21 protein-coding genes are annotated in these 20133 nt (G+C 71.0%); 11 read left to right on the top strand and 10 right to left on the bottom strand.

Going from position 1 to position 20133, the window contains the following annotated elements:
• Nucleotides 1-55 precede the first annotated feature (55 nt).
• Nucleotides 56-817 carry a sugar phosphate isomerase/epimerase family protein gene (locus BCF44_RS27135; RefSeq protein ID WP_116177209.1) on the bottom strand — a complete coding sequence of 254 codons (762 nt, stop codon included), beginning with the start codon at nt 815-817 and terminating at the stop codon, nt 56-58.
• Nucleotides 818-920: 103 nt separating this feature from the next.
• On the opposite strand from BCF44_RS27135, the gene BCF44_RS27130 reads away from it, so the two are divergent.
• A complete protein-coding gene (locus BCF44_RS27130; RefSeq protein WP_116177208.1) occupies nt 921-1985 on the top strand; it encodes a LacI family DNA-binding transcriptional regulator in 1065 nt (354 codons plus the stop codon).
• Here the strand turns inward: BCF44_RS27130 and BCF44_RS27125 are convergent.
• Nucleotides 1976-2452 carry an anthrone oxygenase family protein gene (locus BCF44_RS27125; RefSeq protein ID WP_211353245.1) on the bottom strand — a complete coding sequence of 159 codons (477 nt, stop codon included), beginning with the start codon at nt 2450-2452 and terminating at the stop codon, nt 1976-1978. The two genes, BCF44_RS27130 and BCF44_RS27125, sit on opposite strands and share 10 nt — an antisense overlap.
• Nucleotides 2453-2503: 51 nt before the next feature.
• Between BCF44_RS27125 and BCF44_RS27120 the strand changes: the two genes are divergently transcribed.
• Nucleotides 2504-3178 (top strand): TetR/AcrR family transcriptional regulator, encoded by a 675-nt coding sequence (locus BCF44_RS27120; RefSeq protein WP_116177206.1) that lies wholly within the window; start codon nt 2504-2506, stop codon nt 3176-3178.
• On the opposite strand, the gene BCF44_RS27115 is transcribed toward BCF44_RS27120, so the two are convergent.
• The gene (locus BCF44_RS27115) at nt 3154-3564 is read right to left on the bottom strand and encodes a DUF6086 family protein (RefSeq protein WP_116177205.1); all 411 of its coding nucleotides are present in this window, start codon (nt 3562-3564) and stop codon (nt 3154-3156) included. The two genes, BCF44_RS27120 and BCF44_RS27115, sit on opposite strands and share 25 nt — an antisense overlap.
• A 112-nt stretch (nt 3565-3676) precedes the next feature.
• Between BCF44_RS27115 and BCF44_RS27110 the strand changes: the two genes are divergently transcribed.
• Nucleotides 3677-5974, top strand: a complete 2298-nt coding sequence (locus BCF44_RS27110) for a molybdopterin-dependent oxidoreductase (protein WP_116177204.1) — start codon at nt 3677-3679, stop codon at nt 5972-5974.
• On the opposite strand, the gene BCF44_RS27105 is transcribed toward BCF44_RS27110, so the two are convergent.
• The gene (locus tag BCF44_RS27105; RefSeq protein WP_147328649.1) at nt 5961-6314 is read right to left on the bottom strand and encodes a hypothetical protein; all 354 of its coding nucleotides are present in this window, start codon (nt 6312-6314) and stop codon (nt 5961-5963) included. The two genes, BCF44_RS27110 and BCF44_RS27105, sit on opposite strands and share 14 nt — an antisense overlap.
• A complete protein-coding gene (locus BCF44_RS27100; RefSeq protein WP_116177202.1) occupies nt 6311-6739 on the bottom strand; it encodes an uL11 family ribosomal protein in 429 nt (142 codons plus the stop codon). The genes BCF44_RS27105 and BCF44_RS27100 overlap by 4 nt, the downstream gene beginning before the upstream one ends.
• 111 nt (nt 6740-6850) lie before the next feature.
• Between BCF44_RS27100 and BCF44_RS27095 the strand changes: the two genes are divergently transcribed.
• Genes BCF44_RS27095 through BCF44_RS27085 form a run of 3 tightly spaced genes read left to right on the top strand, consistent with a single transcriptional unit; the run spans nt 6851 to nt 8830 of the window.
• Nucleotides 6851-7651 (top strand): hypothetical protein, encoded by an 801-nt coding sequence (locus tag BCF44_RS27095; protein WP_116177201.1) that lies wholly within the window; start codon nt 6851-6853, stop codon nt 7649-7651.
• A complete protein-coding gene (locus BCF44_RS27090; protein WP_116177200.1) occupies nt 7644-8027 on the top strand; it encodes a GntR family transcriptional regulator in 384 nt (127 codons plus the stop codon). Before BCF44_RS27095 ends, BCF44_RS27090 begins: the two co-directional genes overlap by 8 nt.
• The gene (locus tag BCF44_RS27085) at nt 8024-8830 is read left to right on the top strand and encodes an SDR family oxidoreductase (protein ID WP_116177199.1); all 807 of its coding nucleotides are present in this window, start codon (nt 8024-8026) and stop codon (nt 8828-8830) included. Before BCF44_RS27090 ends, BCF44_RS27085 begins: the two co-directional genes overlap by 4 nt.
• A 3-nt stretch (nt 8831-8833) precedes the next feature.
• Here the strand turns inward: BCF44_RS27085 and BCF44_RS27080 are convergent, their stop codons facing one another.
• Nucleotides 8834-9592 carry a hypothetical protein gene (locus BCF44_RS27080; protein ID WP_116177198.1) on the bottom strand — a complete coding sequence of 253 codons (759 nt, stop codon included), beginning with the start codon at nt 9590-9592 and terminating at the stop codon, nt 8834-8836.
• 226 nt (nt 9593-9818) lie between these two features.
• Nucleotides 9819-11315 (bottom strand): LCP family protein, encoded by a 1497-nt coding sequence (locus tag BCF44_RS27075; RefSeq protein WP_170217773.1) that lies wholly within the window; start codon nt 11313-11315, stop codon nt 9819-9821.
• 128 nt (nt 11316-11443) lie between these two features.
• Here BCF44_RS27075 and BCF44_RS27070 point away from each other — a divergent pair, with 128 nt between their 5' ends.
• A complete protein-coding gene (locus tag BCF44_RS27070; RefSeq protein ID WP_116177196.1) occupies nt 11444-11905 on the top strand; it encodes a carboxymuconolactone decarboxylase family protein in 462 nt (153 codons plus the stop codon).
• 1 nt (nt 11906) lies between these two features.
• Here the strand turns inward: BCF44_RS27070 and BCF44_RS27065 are convergent, their stop codons facing one another.
• Nucleotides 11907-13040 carry an alpha/beta hydrolase gene (locus tag BCF44_RS27065; RefSeq protein WP_116177195.1) on the bottom strand — a complete coding sequence of 378 codons (1134 nt, stop codon included), beginning with the start codon at nt 13038-13040 and terminating at the stop codon, nt 11907-11909.
• Nucleotides 13041-13180: 140 nt separating this feature from the next.
• Between BCF44_RS27065 and BCF44_RS27060 the strand changes: the two genes are divergently transcribed.
• Both BCF44_RS27060 and BCF44_RS27055 read left to right on the top strand, forming a co-directional pair.
• On the top strand, nt 13181-13819 hold the full coding sequence (locus BCF44_RS27060; protein ID WP_116177194.1) for a response regulator: 639 nt from the start codon (nt 13181-13183) through the stop codon (nt 13817-13819).
• Nucleotides 13816-14889 (top strand): sensor histidine kinase, encoded by a 1074-nt coding sequence (locus tag BCF44_RS27055; protein WP_116177193.1) that lies wholly within the window; start codon nt 13816-13818, stop codon nt 14887-14889. The genes BCF44_RS27060 and BCF44_RS27055 overlap by 4 nt, the downstream gene beginning before the upstream one ends.
• On the opposite strand, the gene BCF44_RS27050 is transcribed toward BCF44_RS27055, so the two are convergent.
• Nucleotides 14882-15226, bottom strand: coding sequence for an ArsR/SmtB family transcription factor (locus BCF44_RS27050; protein WP_342775646.1), 345 nt, complete (start codon nt 15224-15226; stop codon nt 14882-14884). The genes BCF44_RS27055 and BCF44_RS27050 overlap by 8 nt on opposite strands.
• Before the next feature lie 481 nt (nt 15227-15707).
• Here BCF44_RS27050 and BCF44_RS27045 point away from each other — a divergent pair, with 481 nt between their 5' ends.
• The gene (locus BCF44_RS27045; RefSeq protein WP_116177329.1) at nt 15708-16661 is read left to right on the top strand and encodes a cation diffusion facilitator family transporter; all 954 of its coding nucleotides are present in this window, start codon (nt 15708-15710) and stop codon (nt 16659-16661) included.
• Between the two features lie 658 nt (nt 16662-17319).
• On the top strand, nt 17320-19125 hold the full coding sequence (locus BCF44_RS27040) for an AfsR/SARP family transcriptional regulator (protein ID WP_170217772.1): 1806 nt from the start codon (nt 17320-17322) through the stop codon (nt 19123-19125).
• On the opposite strand, the gene BCF44_RS27035 is transcribed toward BCF44_RS27040, so the two are convergent.
• The gene (locus BCF44_RS27035; RefSeq protein WP_116177190.1) at nt 19101-20072 is read right to left on the bottom strand and encodes a hypothetical protein; all 972 of its coding nucleotides are present in this window, start codon (nt 20070-20072) and stop codon (nt 19101-19103) included. The genes BCF44_RS27040 and BCF44_RS27035 overlap by 25 nt on opposite strands.
• Nucleotides 20073-20133 lie beyond the last annotated feature (61 nt).

Here is a 20133-nt window from a genome sequence, read left to right as displayed (position 1 = left end):
GTGGAGCTGCCCGGAACCGGTGTCGAAACCGGCCGGAAGGTCACGCCGCGTCCCACTACGAGGAACGGTCGAGCCAGCCGATGCCTTCCGCCAGCACGGCCGGCAGCGGCGTCGCGTCGGGGTACCAGCGCGCCTCGTACTCCCAGACCAGCCAGCCGTCGTAGCCGGCGTCGAGCAGCGCGTCGACCGTGGTTTCGAGCGGCAGCGTGCCGGCGCCGAGACGGACCGGGGTGAGGTCGTCGACGGCGTCCTTCACTTGCACGTAGCCCAGACGCGGCCACAGCAGGTTCAGTGCGTCGGCCGGGGCGTCGCCGCCGAGGTGCGTGTGCAGGACGTCCCAGATGGCGCCGACGGCGGGGGAGTCGACCAGATCGAGCAGCTCGGCGACGGCTTGCGCGTTCCGGTGCGAGTCGTGGGTCTCGACCAGGATCCGCACACCGTTCGCGGCGGCCGTAGGGGCGATCGCGCTCAGACGCCGCACCGCTTCGGCGGTCGCGCCGCCGGGGAACACTCGCACCGCGGGGATGCCGAGGTCGGCGGCCAGCGCGATGTGCCGGACCACGTCGTCGATCACCGGCGCGTCGTCGCCGGGCTGCCCGATCCTCACGTACGAGGCGAGCCCCAGCGGCTCGATGCCGGTCTGCTGGAATCTGCGCACCACCGCGCGGCGGTCCGTCAGACCCAGGTCGGGGCGGACCGGCTCGTCCTCGGCGCACCGCAGCTCGACCCCCTGGCAGCCGGCCTCCGCGGCCAGCGCGAGCACGGCGTCGAGGGACGCGCCCGGCAGCCCGAGCGTCGAGAACCCGTATCGGACCACGTCGGGGGACGGTAATCGGTTGCCATCCCGCGGTCAACGACACCGTCGACGGCGCGGTGAGATAGTGTGAATTCGGTTTCATCGGGCGACGAGGGACGGGGCGATGGCCCGCAGCGGCAGTGGCACTCCGAAGGCGACGGTCAGCGACGTGGCGCGGCAGGCGGGCGTCTCGCCGGCGACCGTGTCGCGGGTGCTCAGCGGCAACCACCCCGTCGCCGGCGCCACCCGGACCAAGGTGCTACGCGCCATCCGCGAGCTGGACTACGTCGTCAACGCGCACGCGCGGGCGCTGTCCGGCGGCCAGCCCAAGACCGTGGCGATCATCCTCACCGACGTCTCCGCGCCGTTCTTCAACACCGTCGCCCGCGGCATCGAGCGGCAGGCCGCGCTGGAGCAGCGGCTGTGCCTGATCTCCTCCACCGACGGGGATCCCGACCGCGAGCTGGCCATCGTGACCATGCTGCGGGAGCAGAACACCGGGGCCGTGTGCCTGATCGGCGGCGTGCTCGACACGCCCGAGTACCGCGAGCGGATGGCGACCCTCGCGCATGCCCTGCACAGCGCCGATTCCCGGCTGGTCCTGTGTGGACGGCCGTCGCCCGGCCCCGACCTTCCCGTCACGGTCGTGGAGTACGACAACGAGGGCGGGGCGTTCGCCGCCACCAGCCACCTGCTGTCCAACGGGCACCGGCGGATCGTGTTCCTCGGCGGGGTCGAGGGCAACACCACCACCAACGAGCGCCTCGCCGGCGTGAAGCGGGCTATGTCGGCGTACGGGCTGTCCATGCCGCCCGAGCTCATCGTCCCCGGCGCGCTGATCCGGCGCTTCGGTTACCAGGCCACGCAACGGTTGCTGGCCGACGGCGTCGAGTTCACCGCCATCTTCGGCTGCGACGACCTCGTCGCCGCCGGCGCCGTCGCGGCGCTGCGCGACGCCGGCGTGGACGTGCCGCGGGAGGTGTCGGTCATCGGCTACGACGACCTCAGCCCGGCCGAGGACGTCCACCCCGCGCTGACCACCGTGCACATCCCGCACGACGAGTTGGGGCGGACAGCGCTGCGCCTTGCCCTGCACCGCGACGACCCCGACGCGCCGGAGCAGCACGTGGTCCTGGGCACCCACATCGTCGTGCGGCGGTCCGTCGCACCCCGGCTGCCTCAGCCGTAGAGCGCGCCGGCGACGAGCAGTGCCAGTCCGAGGACGCCGGCCACCACGCGGATCACGTGCACGGCGGCCCAGCGGTCGCGGTGCCGGCGCCAGTCGGCCGGCAGCGTGGTCGTCGACCAGGACTTGATCCGGACGGCGATCGGCACCTCGACGGCGACCGTGACGGTCAGCGCCACCGCGAACAGCGCCGCCCCGGCCAGTGTCGCCGCGAACGTCGTCGGCTGGTTGCCGTACGACAGCACGAGTGTCGGCGCCGTCGACAGGAGTGCGGCCGGCATCAGGACGGTCATCAGCGGCGCGAGGTTGAGGTTGAGTCGGTGGCCGATGGCCAGGAATGCCGCCGGCTCGAATGTCGCGAGCGAGCGGGTCAGTCCGATCCACGGTCCCCAGAACACGCCCATGACCAGGGCGTTCAGCACGATGCTCAGCAACTCGGCGGCCTTCATGCGGGCGAACTTTACAGTCACTGAAAGTTGATAGCAACAGCAAAGTTACAGCCACTGAACTATGCTGGCGACATGATCACCGTGGATTGGACCGACCCCGGCGGCGAGGGGCTGCGTGAGCGCAAGAAGCGGCAGACCCGGCAGCTGCTCACCGACACCGCCACCGAGATGTTCCTCGACCGCGGCTTCGACGCCGTGCGGGTCGCCGAGGTCGCCGCCGCCTGCGGAGTGTCGGAGAAAACCGTCTACAACTACTTCCCGACCAAGGAATCCCTGGTCGTCGACCATCCCGACACCGCCATCGCCACCCTCCGTCCGGCCCTCGCCTCGGCGAAGTCCCCAGTGGACGCGGTCCTCACCGTCCTTGCCGGCGAGCTGCGCGCCGTCGCCTCCTGGCTTGCCTCGCAGCCTGACGCCGTCGAGCGGTTTGCCCGCTTCGCCGCCCTGATCGACGCCACCCCTCCGCTGCGCGCGTACCAACGGGAGATGGCCGGCCGGCTCGTCGGCGTCATCGCCGAGGCCATCGCCGCTCGCGCCGGCGTGCCCTCAGACGATCCCGAACCGCAGATAGTCGCCATCGCGCTGGTCGGCCTATGGCGAGTGCAGTTCGCCGCCCTGGCCCGCTATGTCGACGGCCGCCCGGCGTCCGAGCTCGTCGACGCAGTCACCGCGGATGTCCGCCGGGCCGCCGACCTGCTTGTCGGCGGCCTCGGCGGGTGTGATCAGCTCGGCATCACCCGGTCGTAGCGGTCCCTCAGGTCCACCAGTCGCCCCGACTCGGCGCGTGCGCCCCCAGGGCTGACGTCGCGATTGTCCATCGGCGCGTCGGCCGCCGGCTCCGGCGGTGCTTCGCCGCCCGCACGTTCGAGGACGACCATCGCCGTCGCGATGAAGCCCTCCGTCAGTCCGCGCAGGATCAGGTGCGTCGAGCGTTGGTAGCGATCCGCCAGCGCGTGCACGAATCGTTCGAACGTCGGCAGGTTGATGGCCCACTCGTCGGTGACAGACGGCTCGATGCCGCACGGCAGGTCCACCACCGGCTCCATCGCCTTGGCCGTCCGGACGAACAGCAGTCCGACCCCGTTCGACGGGTTCCAGAGCGTGCGGTCGCCCAACTCGAAATACTGGCTCATGTGATCAACTCCCCCCGGTGCGCGTTCGAGGGTAGTGCGTTTCTCCCCGATCGCCGGCACGGATTGCCGCGCCGCCTTGACCGGCTAAGTCTCGTTATGCAACTCTGACGGCGTGACGGACTGGCACAAGACCGCGTGCAGCCTCTGCTACGTCAACTGCGGCATCGAGGTGCAGACGGAGGGCAGGGCGATCACGCGCGTCCGCGGCGACCGGGAGAACCCGAGGTCGCGGGGGTATCTGTGCCAGAAGGCGCAGCGGCTGACCTGGTACGGCGATCACGGCGACCGACTGACGACGCCGCTTCGCCGCCGCGAGGACGGCACGCACGAGGCGGTGAGCTGGGAGACGGCGCTGGGGGAGATCGCGGCGAAGCTGCGGTCGGTGCGGGACGAGGACCTCGCCGCGAACCGGCCGGGGTCGCTGGCGTACGTGGGCGGCGGCGGCCAGGGCAACCACTCCGGCGGCGGGTACGGCCTCGCGCTGCGGAACTGGATGAACTCGAAGCGGTTCTTCGGCGCGCTGTCGCAGGAGAAGACCGGCGACTTCTGGGTCAACGGCAAGATGTTCGGCGGCCAGACCAACCACACCGCCGAAGGCGTCGACGAGTGCGACCTGCTGCTGGTGATCGGCTGCAACCCGTGGCTGGCCAACGGGTTCAACCGGGCCCGCAGCGCCGTCAACGACATCAAGAACGACCCGGCGCGCCGGATGATCGTGGTGGATCCGCGGCGCACGGAAACGGCCGAGGTCGCGGACGTGCACCTGCCGCTGCGCCCGGGCACCGACGCCTACCTGCTCGGCGCGATGCTGGCCCTGATCGTGCAGCGCGGCGGCCAGGACGAGGCGTTCCTGGCGCAGCACACCGGGGGCTTCGACGAGGTCGCGGCCTCGCTGCGCAAGATTCCCGTGGACGAGTGGATCGCGCACGCCGAGGTGGACCGCGCCGACGTCGACCAGGCGGTGGATCTGATTCTCGCCGCCGAGGCGATGACCGTGCGTGTGGAGCTGGGCATCCAGCAGGGGCGCAACTCGACGCTGAACAGCTACCTGGAGAAGCTGCTCTACCTGGTGACCGGCAATTTCGGCCGGCCCGGCACCAACGCGCTGCACACGTGGCTGATGCCGCTGTGGAGCGAATCCCGCGGCGACCGCTCGGAGATCACCGGCTTCGAGTACATCGGCGGCATGCTGCCGCTGAACACGCTGGCCGAGGAGATCCTCGCCGATCATCCGCACCGGGCGCGGGTGCTGTGGGTGGAATCCTCCAATCCCGCCAACACCGCCGCCGACACCCTGGCCACCGAGCGGGCGATCCGCGCCGCGGAGCTGTCCGTGGTGATCGACGTGGCCTACACCGAGACCGCCGCGCTCGCCGATTACGTGCTGCCGGCCGCGTCCCAACACGAGAAGTGGGAATTCACGTTCTTCGACTTCGAGTTCCCCACCAACTACTTCCACCTGCGGCCGCCGCTGTTCGAGCCGCTGCCGGGCACCCTCGTCGAGGCGGAGATCTACGCGCGCCTGTTCGAGGAACTCGGCGTCATGCCGGACATCGAGCCGTTGCGGAACGTCGACCCGGCACACCTGCTGAAGGCGGCAGCGCCTTTGCTGCAAGAGAATCCGGCGATCGCGCCGGTGCTGCTGTACCGGACGCTCGGCGCCACGCTGCCCAACGGGGCCGCGTCGGTGGCCGTGCTGTGGCCGGCCTGCCTGACCCTCGTCAAGCGGATGTCCGTTGCCGTGCAACGGGCTTTGGAAACGGACCTCGAGGGGCCGGCGCTGGCGGCCGAGCTGTTCGACCGGATTCTCCGCAGCCCCAGCGGTCTGGCCTTCACCAAGCACGAGTACGACGAGGTCTGGCAGCTCATGCGGCACGACCGCGTGCACTTGGCCGTGCCGGAACTGCTGTCGTGGCTGGAAAAGCTCGACCCGGCGCGGGACCGTCCCGACCCCGAGTACCCGCTGTCGCTGATCAACGGCCAGCGCCGCCGGCACAACGCCAACCAGATCCTGCGGCCGCCGAGCTGGCGGCGCACCGATCAGGAGGGCGCGCTGCACGTCCGTACCGACGACCTGGCCGCCATCGGCGCCGCCGAAGGCGACTGGGTGGCCGTCGTGACGCGCGTCGGCCGCATCGTCGTCCGCGCCGAGATCGACGACTCCCTCCGTAAGGCCCAGGTCGCGTTGCCGCACGGTTTCGGCATGTCCGTGCCCGACGGCCACGGCGGCCGCGTCTGGCACGGCCCGCGCATCAACCTCATCACCGACGCCCACGACCGCGACCCGATCGCCGGCACTCCGCACCACAAGGACATGCCTGTGCGCCTGGAACCCGCCATTCCCGACGAGATCGAGGCGGCGGAACGGGATGCGGCGGTGATCCGGGAGCTGATCGCTAGCGGCGCGTGAGGTGTCGGTGCACCGTGCACCGGCGACGGGAGCAGCCGTTGGTGCGGTCGACGAACGCCGCCGCGCAGACCTCGCAGCGTTTGAGCCGACGCCAGCCGTCGACGACCACCAGCAGGGCGAGCCCGAGAGCGGCGGTGGCGAGGTCGCCGTCGGCGGCGAGGCGCCACGGATTCCGTTGCAGACGAAGGGAACCGGTCAAGGCGGCGTTGAGCCGCGCCGCCGCCGCCCGCTCGTCGGGCAGGGCGGCGGCGACGTCGGCCAGGAACCCCCGCGCCAGCAGCGCTTCCGCGACGGTCAGGGCCGGTTCGAGCAGCCGGAAGGGCGGCACGTGGGTACTCACTCGACGTCCACGGCGACTCCCATGGATCGGGCGGTGCCCGCGACGATGCGCATGGCGACCGCGACGTCGGTCGTGTTGAGGTCGGGCAGCTTGCGCTGGGCGACGGTGCGGAGCTGGGCGGCGCTGAGCCGGCCGGCGGTCACGTGGCCGGGGCGGGCGGATCCCTTGCCGCCCAACGCCTTGCGGATCAGGTGAGACGTCGGCGGCGTCTTGAGGCGCAGCTCGAACGACCGGTCGTCGGCGACGCTGACGACGACCGGCACGATGTCGCCCCGCTGGTCCGCGGTGGCCTGGTCGTAGCTCCGCTTGACCTCGACCAGGTTGACGCCGGTCTGGCCCAGCATCTTGCCGAGGTCCATCATGGCGGCGTTGCCGCCCTCCAGGTGCAGCGTGACCTGGTGCGTCTGCTTCTTCGAGCGTGCCATGCCGGCAGACGGTAGGAACTGACGTAACTGGAGAGTCAACGCCATTTGCGGGCGCCGCCGGCTTGTGCCAGCATTGTGTCGACCACTTGATACAAAGTCGAGGGACGACACATGATCGGCTTGGCACACCTGGTAGTGATGTTCGGCTTCCTGGTGGTGGGCATCGCCCTGCTGCTGGTGGTGCTGTGGCCCACGGCCCGCAGCGGCCCGCGGCTGCTGCGCAACTGGGGCGTGGCGCAGGCCACCCAGGAGCAGGGCCGTCTCGCGCGGCTCTACCTGCTCGAGCGCCGCGTGCTGTACGTGGTGTTCCTCGTGCTGGCGGTCCCGCTGGACCTGCTGACCTCCCTGTACTCGGGCCGCGCGTACTTCTCCTACGTGGGCTGGCTGCTCTTCGCGCTGCTGGCGGCGGAGGCGATCGCGGTGCTGCGGCCGGTGCGCGGCCAGGTCCGGGTGGCCACACTGGCCCGGCGACGCGTCGGCGACGTGCTGCCGCGCTGGATGATGGCGGCGCACCTGGTGATGGTCGTGGCGGCGGCGGCCGTCATGACGGTCGTGGGCGTCGAGGGGAATCTGCCGGACGCGTGGGTCGCGGTGGCGGAAGTCGTCGCCAGCGCGGCGGCGGTCTACGCCGCGGCGTGGTGCGCGGTGGCGCGGCCGGCCCGCAGCGACGCGGAGCTCGACCGGGCGCTCCGCCTGCGCAGCGCCCGGGTGCCGATCGGTCTCGGCACGATGTTCGCGGCGACCGTGCTCGGGGCCGCGCTGAGCATCCTCGGCGACTGGCAGCACAGCGCGGACCTGGGGGTGATCGCCCTGTTCGTGCAGGGAATCGGCCTGGTGCTGTGGGGTGTGATGGTCAGCGTGTCGGCGTTCTGGATGGGTTTCCGCGGCCAGGTGCCCGCCGGCAATGGCTGATCCCGCCGCCCAGATCGTGGTGGAGCCGGAGAGCGGCGTCGCCCCGTGGCGGCAGGTGCGGGACCAGATCGCGGCGCGGATCGGCTCCGGCGAACTGCCGGTCGGGGCGAAGCTGCCGACCATCCGGCAGCTCGCCCGGGATCTGGGCCTGGCCGCCGGCACGGTGGCGCGGGCCTATCGCGAGCTGGAGGCCGCCGGCGTGTTGCAGACCGCACGCCGGCAGGGGACCGTTGTGGCGCAACGGATCGCGCACGATCACGCGGCCGAGCAGTTGCGGGTCGCGGCGGCGAACTACGTGACCGCCGTGCAGGCGCTAGGTTATGACGAGGAGGCGGCGGTCGCCGCTGTGCGGGCACAGTTCAAGGGGGAACGATGATTCTGGTCACGGGTGCCAGCGGGAACGTGGGGACCGCGCTGGTGCGACGACTTCGTGCCGATGGTGTGCCGGTCCTCGCCGGAAGCCGCCATCCGGGGCCGGACGGCGTCGCGCTGGATCTGGCCAAGCCCGAGACGCTGGTGCTGGACGGCGTCGACACCGTCTTCCTGCTGGCCGCAACGGGACCGGATCAGACGCAGCACGAGTTGAACATGGTGCGGGCCGCCCGGGAGGCCGGGGCGCGGATCGTGAAACTCTCGGTCTGGCGCGCGGACGAGGGGCTCTCGCCGATCGCCCGCTCGCACCGCCCGGTCGAGGAGGCGCTGGACGGGCTGCGCTGGACGGTGCTGCGGCCGAACTTCTACCTCCAGAACTTCCTGCGCCAGCCGGGTATCCGCGCGGAGGGCCGGTTCGGCACGCCGCTGATCACGGCGCCGGTCAGTTTCGTCGACGCCAACGACATCGCCGAGGTCGCCGCGCACGTGCTCACCACCGACGGCCACGACGGGCGCGTCTACGACATCACCGGCCCGGAGGCGCTGACGTACGAGGAGGCCGCCGCCGTGTTCACGGAAGTTCTCGGCCGGCCGGTGCGGTACGAGGGCTGGGACGACGAGCAGGCGCGGGCGGTGATGCTGGGCCGGGGCATGCCCGAGTTCTACGTCGAGGCCCTGATCGAGGTGGCCCGGGCCTACCGGCACGGCGGCGCGGAGACCGTGACGAACACGGTCAAGGAGCTCACCGGCCGGGACGCCACCGGGCTGGCGGAGTTCATCCGCCGGCACCGGGACGTCTTCGGCTGACGGTCACAGGTCGTCGAGGAAGTCGAGGAAGCGCTGCCAGAGCCCGGGTGGCGGTGGGTTCGGCTGTCGGTGCGGGAGCGCCCGACGTCTCCGGCACAGGTCGCAGTTGCAGGAGGTCGGCCGCGCCGGGCAGATCAGCGAGTGCGCGAAGGCATTGCCGGTGGCGGTCTGGCCGCAGTGGCTGCATGTCCACGTGAGCTTGGCAGGCACGGGGGTCCGGGTGGTCAGCGAGAGGTCGAGCCCACCGCGACCGGTCAGCAGCACATTGCCGCCGGCGACGGTCTGGAACGGGTCCTTGGCGGTGAACAGGGCCTGCCGGCCGCTGCCGAACGCCGCCGCCGAGTACGTCCCGTTCGGCACCGACACCTGCACCCGGTCGCCGATCCGGGTCGGCACGACCAAGCCGCTGCGGCTCTGCGTGAACTGGTGGCCGGACAGCACCACGCTGACCGGGTCGCCGGTGCGCAGACCGGCCCGCTGCGCGGCGGCGGTCAGTGGGGTGTTGATCGACAACCGGCCGCCGGAGGTGTTGCTGGCCAGGGCGGACAGCCGCACCGGCGTCGCTTGGGCGGTGAAGGCCTGCGCGGGCGCACCGCTGCCGTTGAAGATCAGGTCACGCCGGTTGTAGAAGTACTCGAAGCCCCAGACGAGGAACTCCGCTCCAGGGCCGATCAGCGACGCCACGAACGACGCGGCGGAGCTGACCGCCTTCCGGCGCTCGTCGTCGGTCAACCGCCAACTCTGGGACTGCTCGGCCGCCATTCCGTCCTCCTGGTCCGTTTTGCCCTAGGAGGTGTCGCGGCGGCGTCTGATACGTGACGGCCCTGGGGGGTGTCCCGTGGATCGTGGTCGATGAGAGTCGGGATCGAGGTGGTTCCCTGGCGGCGCTGCGAAAACGGCCTCATACCGGGCGTATTTGCACGTTTTCGCTGTGTCGTCAGGGGCCGCGGCGGCGCGGCTATCGCGGTCGTGATTCACGGGACATCCCCTAGTCCACGCAGGGGATGCCGCCGCCGGTGACGGCCCCGCCCTGCGGCCCTTCGGTCGGGATGGCCACCGAGGTCGGCGTCGACGGCGGCGGCGCGGCGCCGCCGGCCAGGCCGGCCGGCCACGCGAAGTCCTTGCCGAGGTAGACGGCCACGTGGTGGGCGGAGGCGACGCTGCTGGCGACGAGCTTGGCGTTGCCCAGCAGGGTCGCCAGCGTGGTGGCGTCGTCCTTGGCCGCGCTGCCGTAGTAGATCACCGTGGTCGGCTGGTCGTCGACGGTGGTCTTCTCGCCGGGCGTGAAGCCGACGGCCCCCAGCGCGTCGGACAGCCTCTTCGCGGTGCCGTCCGGCGCACCGGCGTTGCGAATGTCCACAGTGGACCCCTGGCCCTTGACGGGCGGCGGCGCGGGCCTGGTGGTCGTCGGGGCGGGCGCGCTGGAGGTCGCGGCCGGCGGGTTGAACAGGGTGTGCACGACGGCCTGCACGTAGGGCACGTCGATGACGTTGATGTCCGAGCCGTCGGAGTCCTGGCTGTAGCTCTTGATCGGCAGCGTGTGGAACTCGATGTTGCCCGAGGTCAGCGCGGACGCCTGCTGCGCGAAGGCCAGCAGGTCCCAGTCCTTGTCGATGACGACGTCCTTGGACGCGACGGTGATCAGGTCCTGCATCTGGCCCAGGCTGCCGAACACGCCCTTGGTCTTGAGCTTGGTCGTGACGGCGGCCAGGAAGGCCTGCTGCCGGTGGGTACGGTCCAGGTCGTTGTTGGGCAGATTGTCCCGCTGCCGCACGAACGCCAGCGCCTGTGCGCCGTCGAGATGCTGCGGTCCGGCCCGGAAGTTCGCGCCGGCGTTGGTGTCGGAGGTGGCGTGGTTGAGGCAGACGTCGATGCCGTCGAGCTGCGTGGCCAGGTCGTAGAAGCCGGCCAGGCTGACCTCCGCGAAGTGGTCGATCGTGATGTCCAGCAGGTGCGACACGTTGAGGATGGTGGACTTGCGGCCGGCCTCCCGGCTCTGCTGCTCCAAAGTGGACTGATTCCGCTCGCCCTGGGCGTAGAGCTCCTCCTGCTTCTGCTCCTTGGCCAGCCCGTACGCCTCCTTGAGCTTGCCGGTGTGCTGGCCCAGCGGGTCGTCGACGAAGGTCACCTCGTCGTCGCGCGGCACCGACACCGCCATCGCCCGGCTGCCGTCGTTGGGCACGTGGATGACGATCATCGTGTTGGTGTTGTAGCCGCCGCGGGTGCCGTCCCCGGCGTGCAGCGCGTCCTGGACTGCCTGAGGCAGCGGGTTGCCGTCCCGGTCCAGCCGGGTGGTCAGCCCCATGACCAGGATGTTCTGCGCGCCGTCCTTGGACTTCGGCGAGTCCGCGCCGAGCGCCGAGGACGATCCCAGGCCCTGGAGCTGCCGGTAGGTGCCCCACGCCACGCCCACGCTCGCCAGCACCGCGACCGAGGCGACGGCCGCCACGGTCTTGCCGACCACGACGGCAACACGATTCCCCATGCTGTCCCTACGCCGAACCGGACCGGCGGGTTGCATGTGACGGCCGTCACGTCAACGTCCTGTCATGTTCTCGGCGGCCCGCTCGTCAAGGAGGTGTCAGATCGAAAAGCCTTTGAGGGAGCGACATCATGACGGCTCGCATGACCAACCCGGCCCGACTGCTGCCCGGCGTCCAGCCGGCGGTGCAGGACATGTTCAAGGCGATGCACCAGGGCGGTGTGCCGCAGTCCACGCTGGAGCTGGTGCACCTGCGGATCAGCCAGATCAACGGCTGCGGCTACTGCGTCGACTCGGGCGTGACCGCCGCCGAGAAGTCCGGCGACAGCGCGGCCATCGGCCGGCTGCTGCGGGTGGCGGCGTGGCGGGAGACCGACATCTTCACCGACGCCGAGCGCGCGGCGCTGGCGCTGGCCGAGGAGGCGACCCGGATGGCCGACAACCCGGACGCGGTGTCGGACGAGGTGTGGGAGAACGCCGCGAAGCACTTCGACGAGAAGGCCCTGGCCGCGGTCATCCTGATGACCGCGCTCACGAACTTCTTCAACCGTCTCAACGTCACGATCCGGCAGCCCGCCGGCGCCGCGCACTGAGTCAGCGGCCGAACACGCCATCGGCGAAGGCGAGCAGGTAGGGCAGCGTCGCGCGGGCGGTGTGCCAGGTGTGGTTGAAACCGTGCTCGACGCGGACGACCACACGCTGGCCACGGGCCCGCAGCGCGGCGGCCACCCGGTCGGCCGACGCGCAGTCGGTGGGTGCGCCGGAACCGGCGGTGAGCATCACCGAAACCGGTTGGGGGAACGGCATTGTGGGGATGTAGTTCCGGGGAGTGTTGGCGGACACCAGCTTCCGGTCGCCGCCGAGCAGGGGTTCGTTGCCGTCCAAGGTGTCGTACGGCAACGTGATCAGCAGCGCGCCGAACGCGTCGAGATGGTGCAGGCCGATGTTCAGCGCCGCGAAGGCTCCGCCGGACATGCCGCCCAGGGCGCGGTGACCGCGGTCGGAGACGGTGCGGTAGCGGTGATCGACGGCGGTGACCACCGTGTGCGCGAGATACGTCTCCAACCGCGGGCCGTTCGGGATGTCGAGGCCGTCCCAGGACTTGCCGGGGTTGCCGGCGGTGAGATCGACGCTCACCACGATCATCGGCCCGACGCTCTTGTACTGGTTGAGCAGGCGCAGGGTGCCGGCCGCGTCGCCGGCGGCCAGCCAGTCCTCGGGACCGCCGTAGGGGTAGCCGTGCACGAGGTACACCACGGGATAGCGGCGCGTCTCGTGGGCGTACCCCGGGGGTAACAGCACGAAGGTCCGCCCGGCGGGCACGCCGTTGCCCGGATCGGGCAGGTCGAACCGGTCGACGGTCGGCGCGTTCGGGTCGCTGGGGGCGGTGTCGATGGCCACCCGCTGCGGGTCGACCTGGCCGCCGTCGATGGACCTGCCGAGGGAGTCGAACGGCCAGCCGCCGCGTTGCAGCAGCAGGGCGAAGTCGTGCCGGGTGCGGACGTAGCCGACGTAGGAGTTGAGGCCGGTGACGCCGGCCAGCAGCGCCAGGCACAGGGTGAGGGCGATGCCGATCCGGCGGCGCGCCTTGCGGCGGCGGAACACGATCGTGAGCACGAGCGCGGTCAGGGCCAGTGCGGTGAGGATGATCCAGATCCAGGGGGATTCCAGCGGGCCGGTCGCCCGGGCGTGGTCCGCCACCTCGTCCGGGACGGTCGGGCTGTCCATACCGTCCATGCTCCGGAGGCGCGGGGCGGCCGGCATCGGCGGACCGGCCCCCGTGGCCAGCCGACCGGCTGGACCGCGGCAGCCGGTCGGCGGGGGTGGGTCGGATGTCGGCGCCGGCCGGCTCGGGCCACACTGGACACATGATTCGGGTGGTCGTCGTGGACGACGAGGAGCTGGTGCGGTCGGGATTCCGGCTCATCCTGCAGGCCGCCGGCGACATCGAGGTGGTCGCCACCGCGACCGGCGGGCAGGCGGTGCGGGAGATCGGCCTGCACGGGCCCGACGTCGTGCTGCTCGACATCCGGATGCCGGACGTGGACGGCCTCACCGTGCTGCGGGAGGTGCGGGGCCTGCGCAACCCGCCCGTGGTGGCGATGCTCACGACGTTCGACTCAGACGAGTACATCGCCGCCGCGCTGCGCTCCGGCGCGGCCGGGTTCATCCTCAAGGACACCGGCCCCGACCAGCTGGCCCAGGTCGTGCGGACGCTGGCCGCCGGCGGGGTCGTGCTGTCGCCCAAGGTCACCCGCACCGTCGTCGACGGCTACCTGTCCGGCGGCGGCGTGGAGGCCGCGGCGCAGGTGGACAAGCTGACCGAGCGGGAGCGGGCGGTGCTGGTGCTGATCGCCGACGGACTGTCCAATTCGGACATCGGGACGCGGATCCACGTCAGCGTCGGCACGGTGAAGGATCACGTGAGCGCGATCCTGACGAAGCTGGGCGTGGGCAGCCGGGTGCAGGCCGCGCTGGTGGCGCAGCGGGCCGGGCTGATCCCGTGAGGCTTCGGCACCTGGCGGAGGCCGGGCTGCTGGCGGTCGCGGCCGTCGACGCCTGGTTGAACGCGACCACCGACTGGGACACGATCCTGTACGCGGTGGTGGCCGTGGTGGTGCTGGTCGTGCGGCGGCGCTGGCCGGTGCCGGTGTTCCTGCTGACCCTGCCGGCCCTGGTGGTGTCGGGGTCCGTCGTCGCGACGCTGATCGCACTGTACGCGGTGGCGATTCGGTACGTGAACCGGCCGCTGCTGGTGGCGTGCGGGCTGCTGGCGGCGACCGCTTACCTGTTCCCCGGATTGGATTTCGACCTGGTGACGTCCGATGCGGTGCTCGGGGTGATCTACGCGACGATGACCGCCGCGGCGCCGCTGTTCCTTGGGCAGTTCGTGCGCAGTCAGCGCGAACTGGCGCTGCGGCTGGAGGATGTCCGGCAGGCGCGGGAGCATGAGCGGGAGCTGGACGCCCAGGCCGTGCTGGCCAAGGAACGCAACCAGCTCGCCCGCGAGATGCACGACGTCGTGTCGCACCAGGTTTCGTTGATCGCGGTGCAGGCCGGGGCGCTTCAGGTCAGCACCGTCGATCCGGGCGCGCGGGACGCCGCGGAGAACATCCGCCGGCTGTCCGTGAACACCTTGGATGAGCTCCGGCACATGGTGAACCTCTTGCGGGCCAATGGAAGCGCCGCGACCGAGCTGACGCCGCAGCCGACGCTGTCCGACCTCGACCGTTTGGTATCGGGCAGCGGCATCGAGGCGCGGCTGGCGGGGGAGGTCCCGGCGGGGATGGACGCGCCGGCGCAGCGGACCATTTATCGCACGATCCAGGAGGCGTTGACCAACGTCCGCAAGCACGCCCCCGGCGGCGTCGCGACGGTCGAGTTCGAGCGTTCGGACGGCGATGTGGTGGTGACCGTGACCAACACCGCGCCGTCACGACCCGTGCTGGCCCTGCCGTCCGCGCGGCACGGGCTCGTCGGCCTCCAGGAACGCGCCGCGCTGCTCGGTGGCACCGTGACCGCCGGGCCGACGGCCGACGGCGGGTTCCGGCTCGTGCTGCGGGTGCCGGTCAGCTGAACCCGTGATGGGGAATCCCCAGCACCGCGTGGTCCGCGAAGCCCAGCGCCTCGTCCACCAGGGCCTTCAGGTGGTCGCTGGTGATCCGGTACACCATGCGGCGGCCGTCGCGGCGGGCCTGCACCAGCCCCGCGAGCCGCAGCCGGCCCAGGTGCTGCGACACCGACGACCGTGACGCCTCCACCTGCTCGGTGAGCGTGCTCACGTCCCGCTCGCCCGCGCCGAGCAGCCACAGCAGGTGCAGCCGGGTCGGATCGGCCAGGTGACGCAGCACATCGGCGGCGATGCCGAGCCGCTCGCCGTCCACCTGCTGGTGCGACCCACTTGCACCTGCCACGTTATTGTGCGCGCACATGGTTGCATATTGCTCCTGACCAGCGCATCCTGGCAACAGACGAGAGGAGGGTGCCATGTCGGAGCAGCACCGCCACGGCCATGGTCACGGCCACGAAACCGCTGGTCACGACCATGGCGCCGCCGGCCGCGACAGTCACGGCCACGCTCACGCCGACCCCGACCCTGACCCCGACCACGCTGACCCCGGCCACGCCGGCAACCGCGCCGGTCACCGCCACAACGAGACCGGCCACGCCGACCCCGGCCACGCCGGCAACCGCGCCGGTCACCGCCACAACGAGACCGGCCACGCCGACCCCGGCCACGCCGGCAACCGCGCCGGTCACCGCCACAACGAGACCGGCCACGCCGACACTCGCCATGCCGGTACCGGCCACAGTCATGCCCACGCCGACCCCGGCCACACCGGTCATGGCCACGGTCACAACCACGCCGGTCACCGCAACCCCCTTCGTTCCCTCCTGCACCTCTTCACCCCGCACAGCCACGACAGCGCCGACCGGGTCGACACCGCCCTCGAAACCAGCCGCCAGGGCATCCGCACCCTCGTCTGGTCCTTCGTCGCCCTCTTCGTCACCGCCCTGGCCCAGCTCGCCGTCGTCGCGGCGACGAGCTCCGTGGCCCTGCTCGGCGACACGATCCACAACTTCGCCGACGCCCTGACCGCGCTGCCGCTGGGCGTCGCCTTCCTGCTCGGCCGCCGCGCCGCCACCCGCCGCTACACCTACGGCCTCGGTCGCGCGGAGGACCTCGCCGGCGTCGTGGTGGTGCTGATCATCGCCGCCTCCGCCGTGATCGCGGCGTGGCAGGCGGTCGACCGCCTGCTCCACCCGCACCCGGTCGGCAACCTCTGGATCCTCGCCGCCGCCGGCGTGATCGGCTTCCTGGGCAACGAGTTCGTCGCCCGCTACCGCATCACCGTCGGCCGCCGCATCGGCTCGGCCGCCCTCGTCGCGGACGGCCTGCACGCCCGCACCGACGGCTTCACCTCCCTCGCGGTCGTCGTCAGCGCGATCGGAGCGGCCCTCGGTTTCGCCATCGCCGACCCGATCATCGGCCTCGCCATCACCGTCGCGATCCTGCTGGTCCTCCGCGACGCCGCCCGCGAGGTCTTCCGCCGCCTCATGGACGCGGTCGACCCGGCGACCATCGACCTCGCGGAACGGACCGCCGGCGGCATTCCCGACGTGCTGTCCGTGAACGACCTGCGAATGCGCTGGATCGGCCACACCCTGCGCGCGGAACTCGCCGTTGTCGTGGACGCCGGTTTGACGGTGGAGCAGGCCCATCGCATTGCCCACGATGTCGAGCACGAACTGGTGCACGCCGTTCCCCGCCTCGCGGCCGCCACCGTGCACACCGAGCCGGCCGCCCGCGCCGCCGACGCCCACGAGACGCTCGCCCATCACCGTTGATAATCGGTTCCTGGCAATTCACGTCCCGTTAGTCCGTGACTCGTGAAGATGATTCGGATACCCGTGACCGTTCTACCGTCGGTGTCGTCGTGACGGACTCGTTACCGGTCGGGCGGGAGAAGTCACGGGTCTTCCGCGTGGGTGAACAACCAGCGCGCCGCCAGCGGTCTTCCAGCGTCCATTCCTAGCATCCGGCCCGTCGGGAACCCGCATGTCACATGGGAGGTGTGTCCGAAATGCTCGGTTTTATCGACCTGTTGAGCCTCTTGTGTCCGGTTTGGGCGGGTCACGGTGTGGTCCGCTGCGACGAGTGCGGAGCCCCCGTCGAATACTGCTCGCAGCGCGTGCTGGACGCATTACGGTCGGCGGTGGTCACGTCGGAACGGGGACCAAATCCCCGGAGTTCTTGACAGTGGTCGGCGCGGTGCTAGCGTATCGAGCTATTAACGGGTAAATGGATTGGTTATTCGTTTCGGGGCTCGGATCGAGGCAATCCGGGACGGTCGGAACGAACGGTCGGGGGCCGGTTTTCCGGTCGACGACAGATCGGCGGGCCGCCGCGCCCGTCACCCAACTTCCCGTGGCCGGCGATGGGGGGAAGCCTCGCCGGCGACGGGCTCATGAGCGAATCGTCCTGGGGGCGCTTGTGTTCTTCCGTGTGTTAGGCCCGATCGAGGTCACCGACGGCGCCGTCGACCTCACGCCGTCCGCGCCGAAACTACGCGAGGTGCTGGCACTGCTGGTGCTGCACGCCAACCGCCTGGTCCGCACCAACGAGTTCATCGATGAGCTGTGGCGCGGCAATCCGCCGGTCAGCGCCGCGGCCACGCTCCAGACCTACATCTACAAGCTGCGCAAGCTCGGCCCGTTCCGGGACTGCGACGGCGCGGGCGGCTACCTGCTCACCAAGCCGGGTGGCTACCAGGTGAACATTCCGGCGGACGCCATCGATCTGCACGTGTTCGAGCGGCTGCTGCGCCGCGCCGAGGACATTATGGACACCGACCCGCAGCAGGCGTCCGATGTGCTCAGTGAGGCGCTGGACCTGTGGCGGGGCCCGACGCTGGCCGACGTCGAACTCGGCGAGGCGCTGACGGCCTACGCGCACCTGCTGGAGGAGCAGCGGCTGCGGGCCGTGCAGCTGCGCGTCGAGGCGGACCTGAAGCTGGGCCGGCACGCGGAACTGGTCAGCAAGCTGCGCGAGCTGACCGCGATCCACCTGTTCCACGAGGGATTCCACTCCAGCCTGATGCTCGCCCTCTACCGGTCGGGCCGCTGCTTCGAGGCGCTGGAGGTGTACCGCCGGCTGCGCGAGAACATGATCGACGAGCTGGGCCTGGAGCCCTCGCCGGCGCTGCGCCAGCTGCAACGGGCGATGATCAACTCGGATCCGGCGCTCGACCGCCGTCCCCAGGCGCCGGCGCGGACCGCGCCGCTGTGCAGCCCCGCCCAGCTGCCGCCGACGATCTTCGAGTTCACCGGCCGCGGCCCGGAACTGTCCCTCATGGAGCGTCTGCTCACCGAGGCGGGCGATCGCCGCAGCGCCGTCCGCATGGTGCGGATCGCCGGCATGGCCGGCGTCGGCAAGACCGAGCTCGCGGTGGAGGCCGCGCACCGCGCCGCCGACCACTTCCCCGGCGGGCAGCTCGTCGCCAACCTGCGCGGCAGCACGGCGACGCCGCGCGAGCCGGGCGAGGTGCTCGGCGAGTTCCTGCACGCCACCGGCTTCCCGATGGACCGGGTGCCGGCCTCGGTGGAGGAACGCGCGAAGCTGTTCCGGTCGTGGAGTGCCGCCAACCCGGTGCTGGTGCTGTTGGACGATGCCGCGTCGGCGGCGCAGGTGATGCCCCTGCTGCCGGCCAACTCCCGCAGCGCCGTCGTCATCACCAGCCGGGGCCGCCTGACCGGCCTGGGCGGCACCGTCCAGATCGACCTCGCGCCGCTGCCGATGGAGGACGCGGTCAAGCTCCTGTGCCGCACCATGGGCCTGGACCGGACGCCCGGCGACCGCGCGCCGGAACGCCTGGCGATGCTGTGTGGACGGTTGCCGCTGGCGATTCGCTGCGTGGGCTCGCGGTTGGCGATGTCCGGTCCGCACGCCGTCACCACCCTCGCCGACCGGGCCGAGCAGGCCGGCCGCCTGCTCGAAGTCCTTCAGGCGGACGAGATCCGGCAGCGGCTGGCCAGCCACTACGACCGGCTCACCGAGGTCGGCCGCAGCACGTTCCGGTCGCTGGGTCTGCTGCCCGCCCGCTTCGCCACCAGCCACGCCTGCCAGCTGCTCACCTGCGCGGACTGGGAGGTCGAGATGGCGATGCGGGAGCTGGTCGGTCAGAGCCTGCTGCGTCGTCTCGACGGCGATCACGAGGATCCCGTCTACGTGCAGCACGAGCTGGTGCGGTCCTTCGCCCGCGAGTGCTACGAGGCACAGACGGCCGATCAGGGCCTGGTGTCGCTGAGCTGACACCCGTGCCGAACCCTGCTGGCCAGCGCCCCCATGGTCAGCAGGGTCACGGCGACCAGCACCAGCTGCTCGGCCACGTGGCCCATGTTTCCCTTGTACAGCATCAACATCGGCCCGAACCAGCAGTACGTCACCACCGCGCCGGCCGGCAGCGCGAACCGGTGCCGCTCACCCCAACCCGGGCGGCGAGCCCATCGCGAGAACAACACCAGCGAACCGGCCAGCAGCGCCAGCATTCCCAGTAGGACGATCCAGGCCGGCGGATCCGTGATCAGCTTCAGCACCTGGAACGCGCTCGAGGCGAGGAAAGCCGTAACGCCGACCGTGAAGGCACTGGGGGCCAACCGTTCCGACGGCAGTGGCTCCGGTGACGGCCGCGCACCCAGCGCCACCAACACGATCGCGGTGACGACGGCGGCTTCCAGCTGTCCCGGCGACGCCCGGAAGCCGGCGATCCGGTAGTTGATCATCCATGTCGCCGCGGCGCCGAGCAGGAACGCGATGCCGACCAGCAGCAGGCCCGTGCGGCCCAGCCAGGGCTTCGCCCGACGGTGCGGGAACAGGGTTTCCGTCAACGCCACGGGAACCAGCACGCTCCACACGGCGTCCAGCACCACCATGAACACCACCACGATCGGCGACGTGCCCAGCGCCGGCACGAAACCGTAGGCGAGCCACTGCGGTGACCCCGCGAAGTGCGGGTTGAACAGGGACTGGTCGAGCAGCCCCTCCTCGACCACGCCGATCGCCAGCGCCAGGAACACCAGCCCCGGCCAACCGCCGCCGCGGCGCACCACCAGTTCCCGGGCCAGCACGGCCCAACATCCGTTCAGGCAGACGAATCCCAGCAGCGCCGGGAAAGCGTCCAGCGCGATGTCGCCGGAGACGTACTCGGCGATCACCGGGGCGAGCACGGACAGCACGACCGCGGGCGCGAACCTGCGCATCGGAGAACTTCCTTCCGGCAAGCGACCGGCCTCCGGCGAGCCGGAGGCCGGTCGCTCGGGC

This window comes from Kutzneria buriramensis (assembly GCF_003387475.1).
In the GTDB taxonomy this organism is placed as follows: domain Bacteria; phylum Actinomycetota; class Actinomycetes; order Mycobacteriales; family Pseudonocardiaceae; genus Kutzneria; species Kutzneria buriramensis.
Note: the sequence above shows the minus strand (reverse complement) of the source record. Positions and strands in the feature narration are given on the sequence as shown.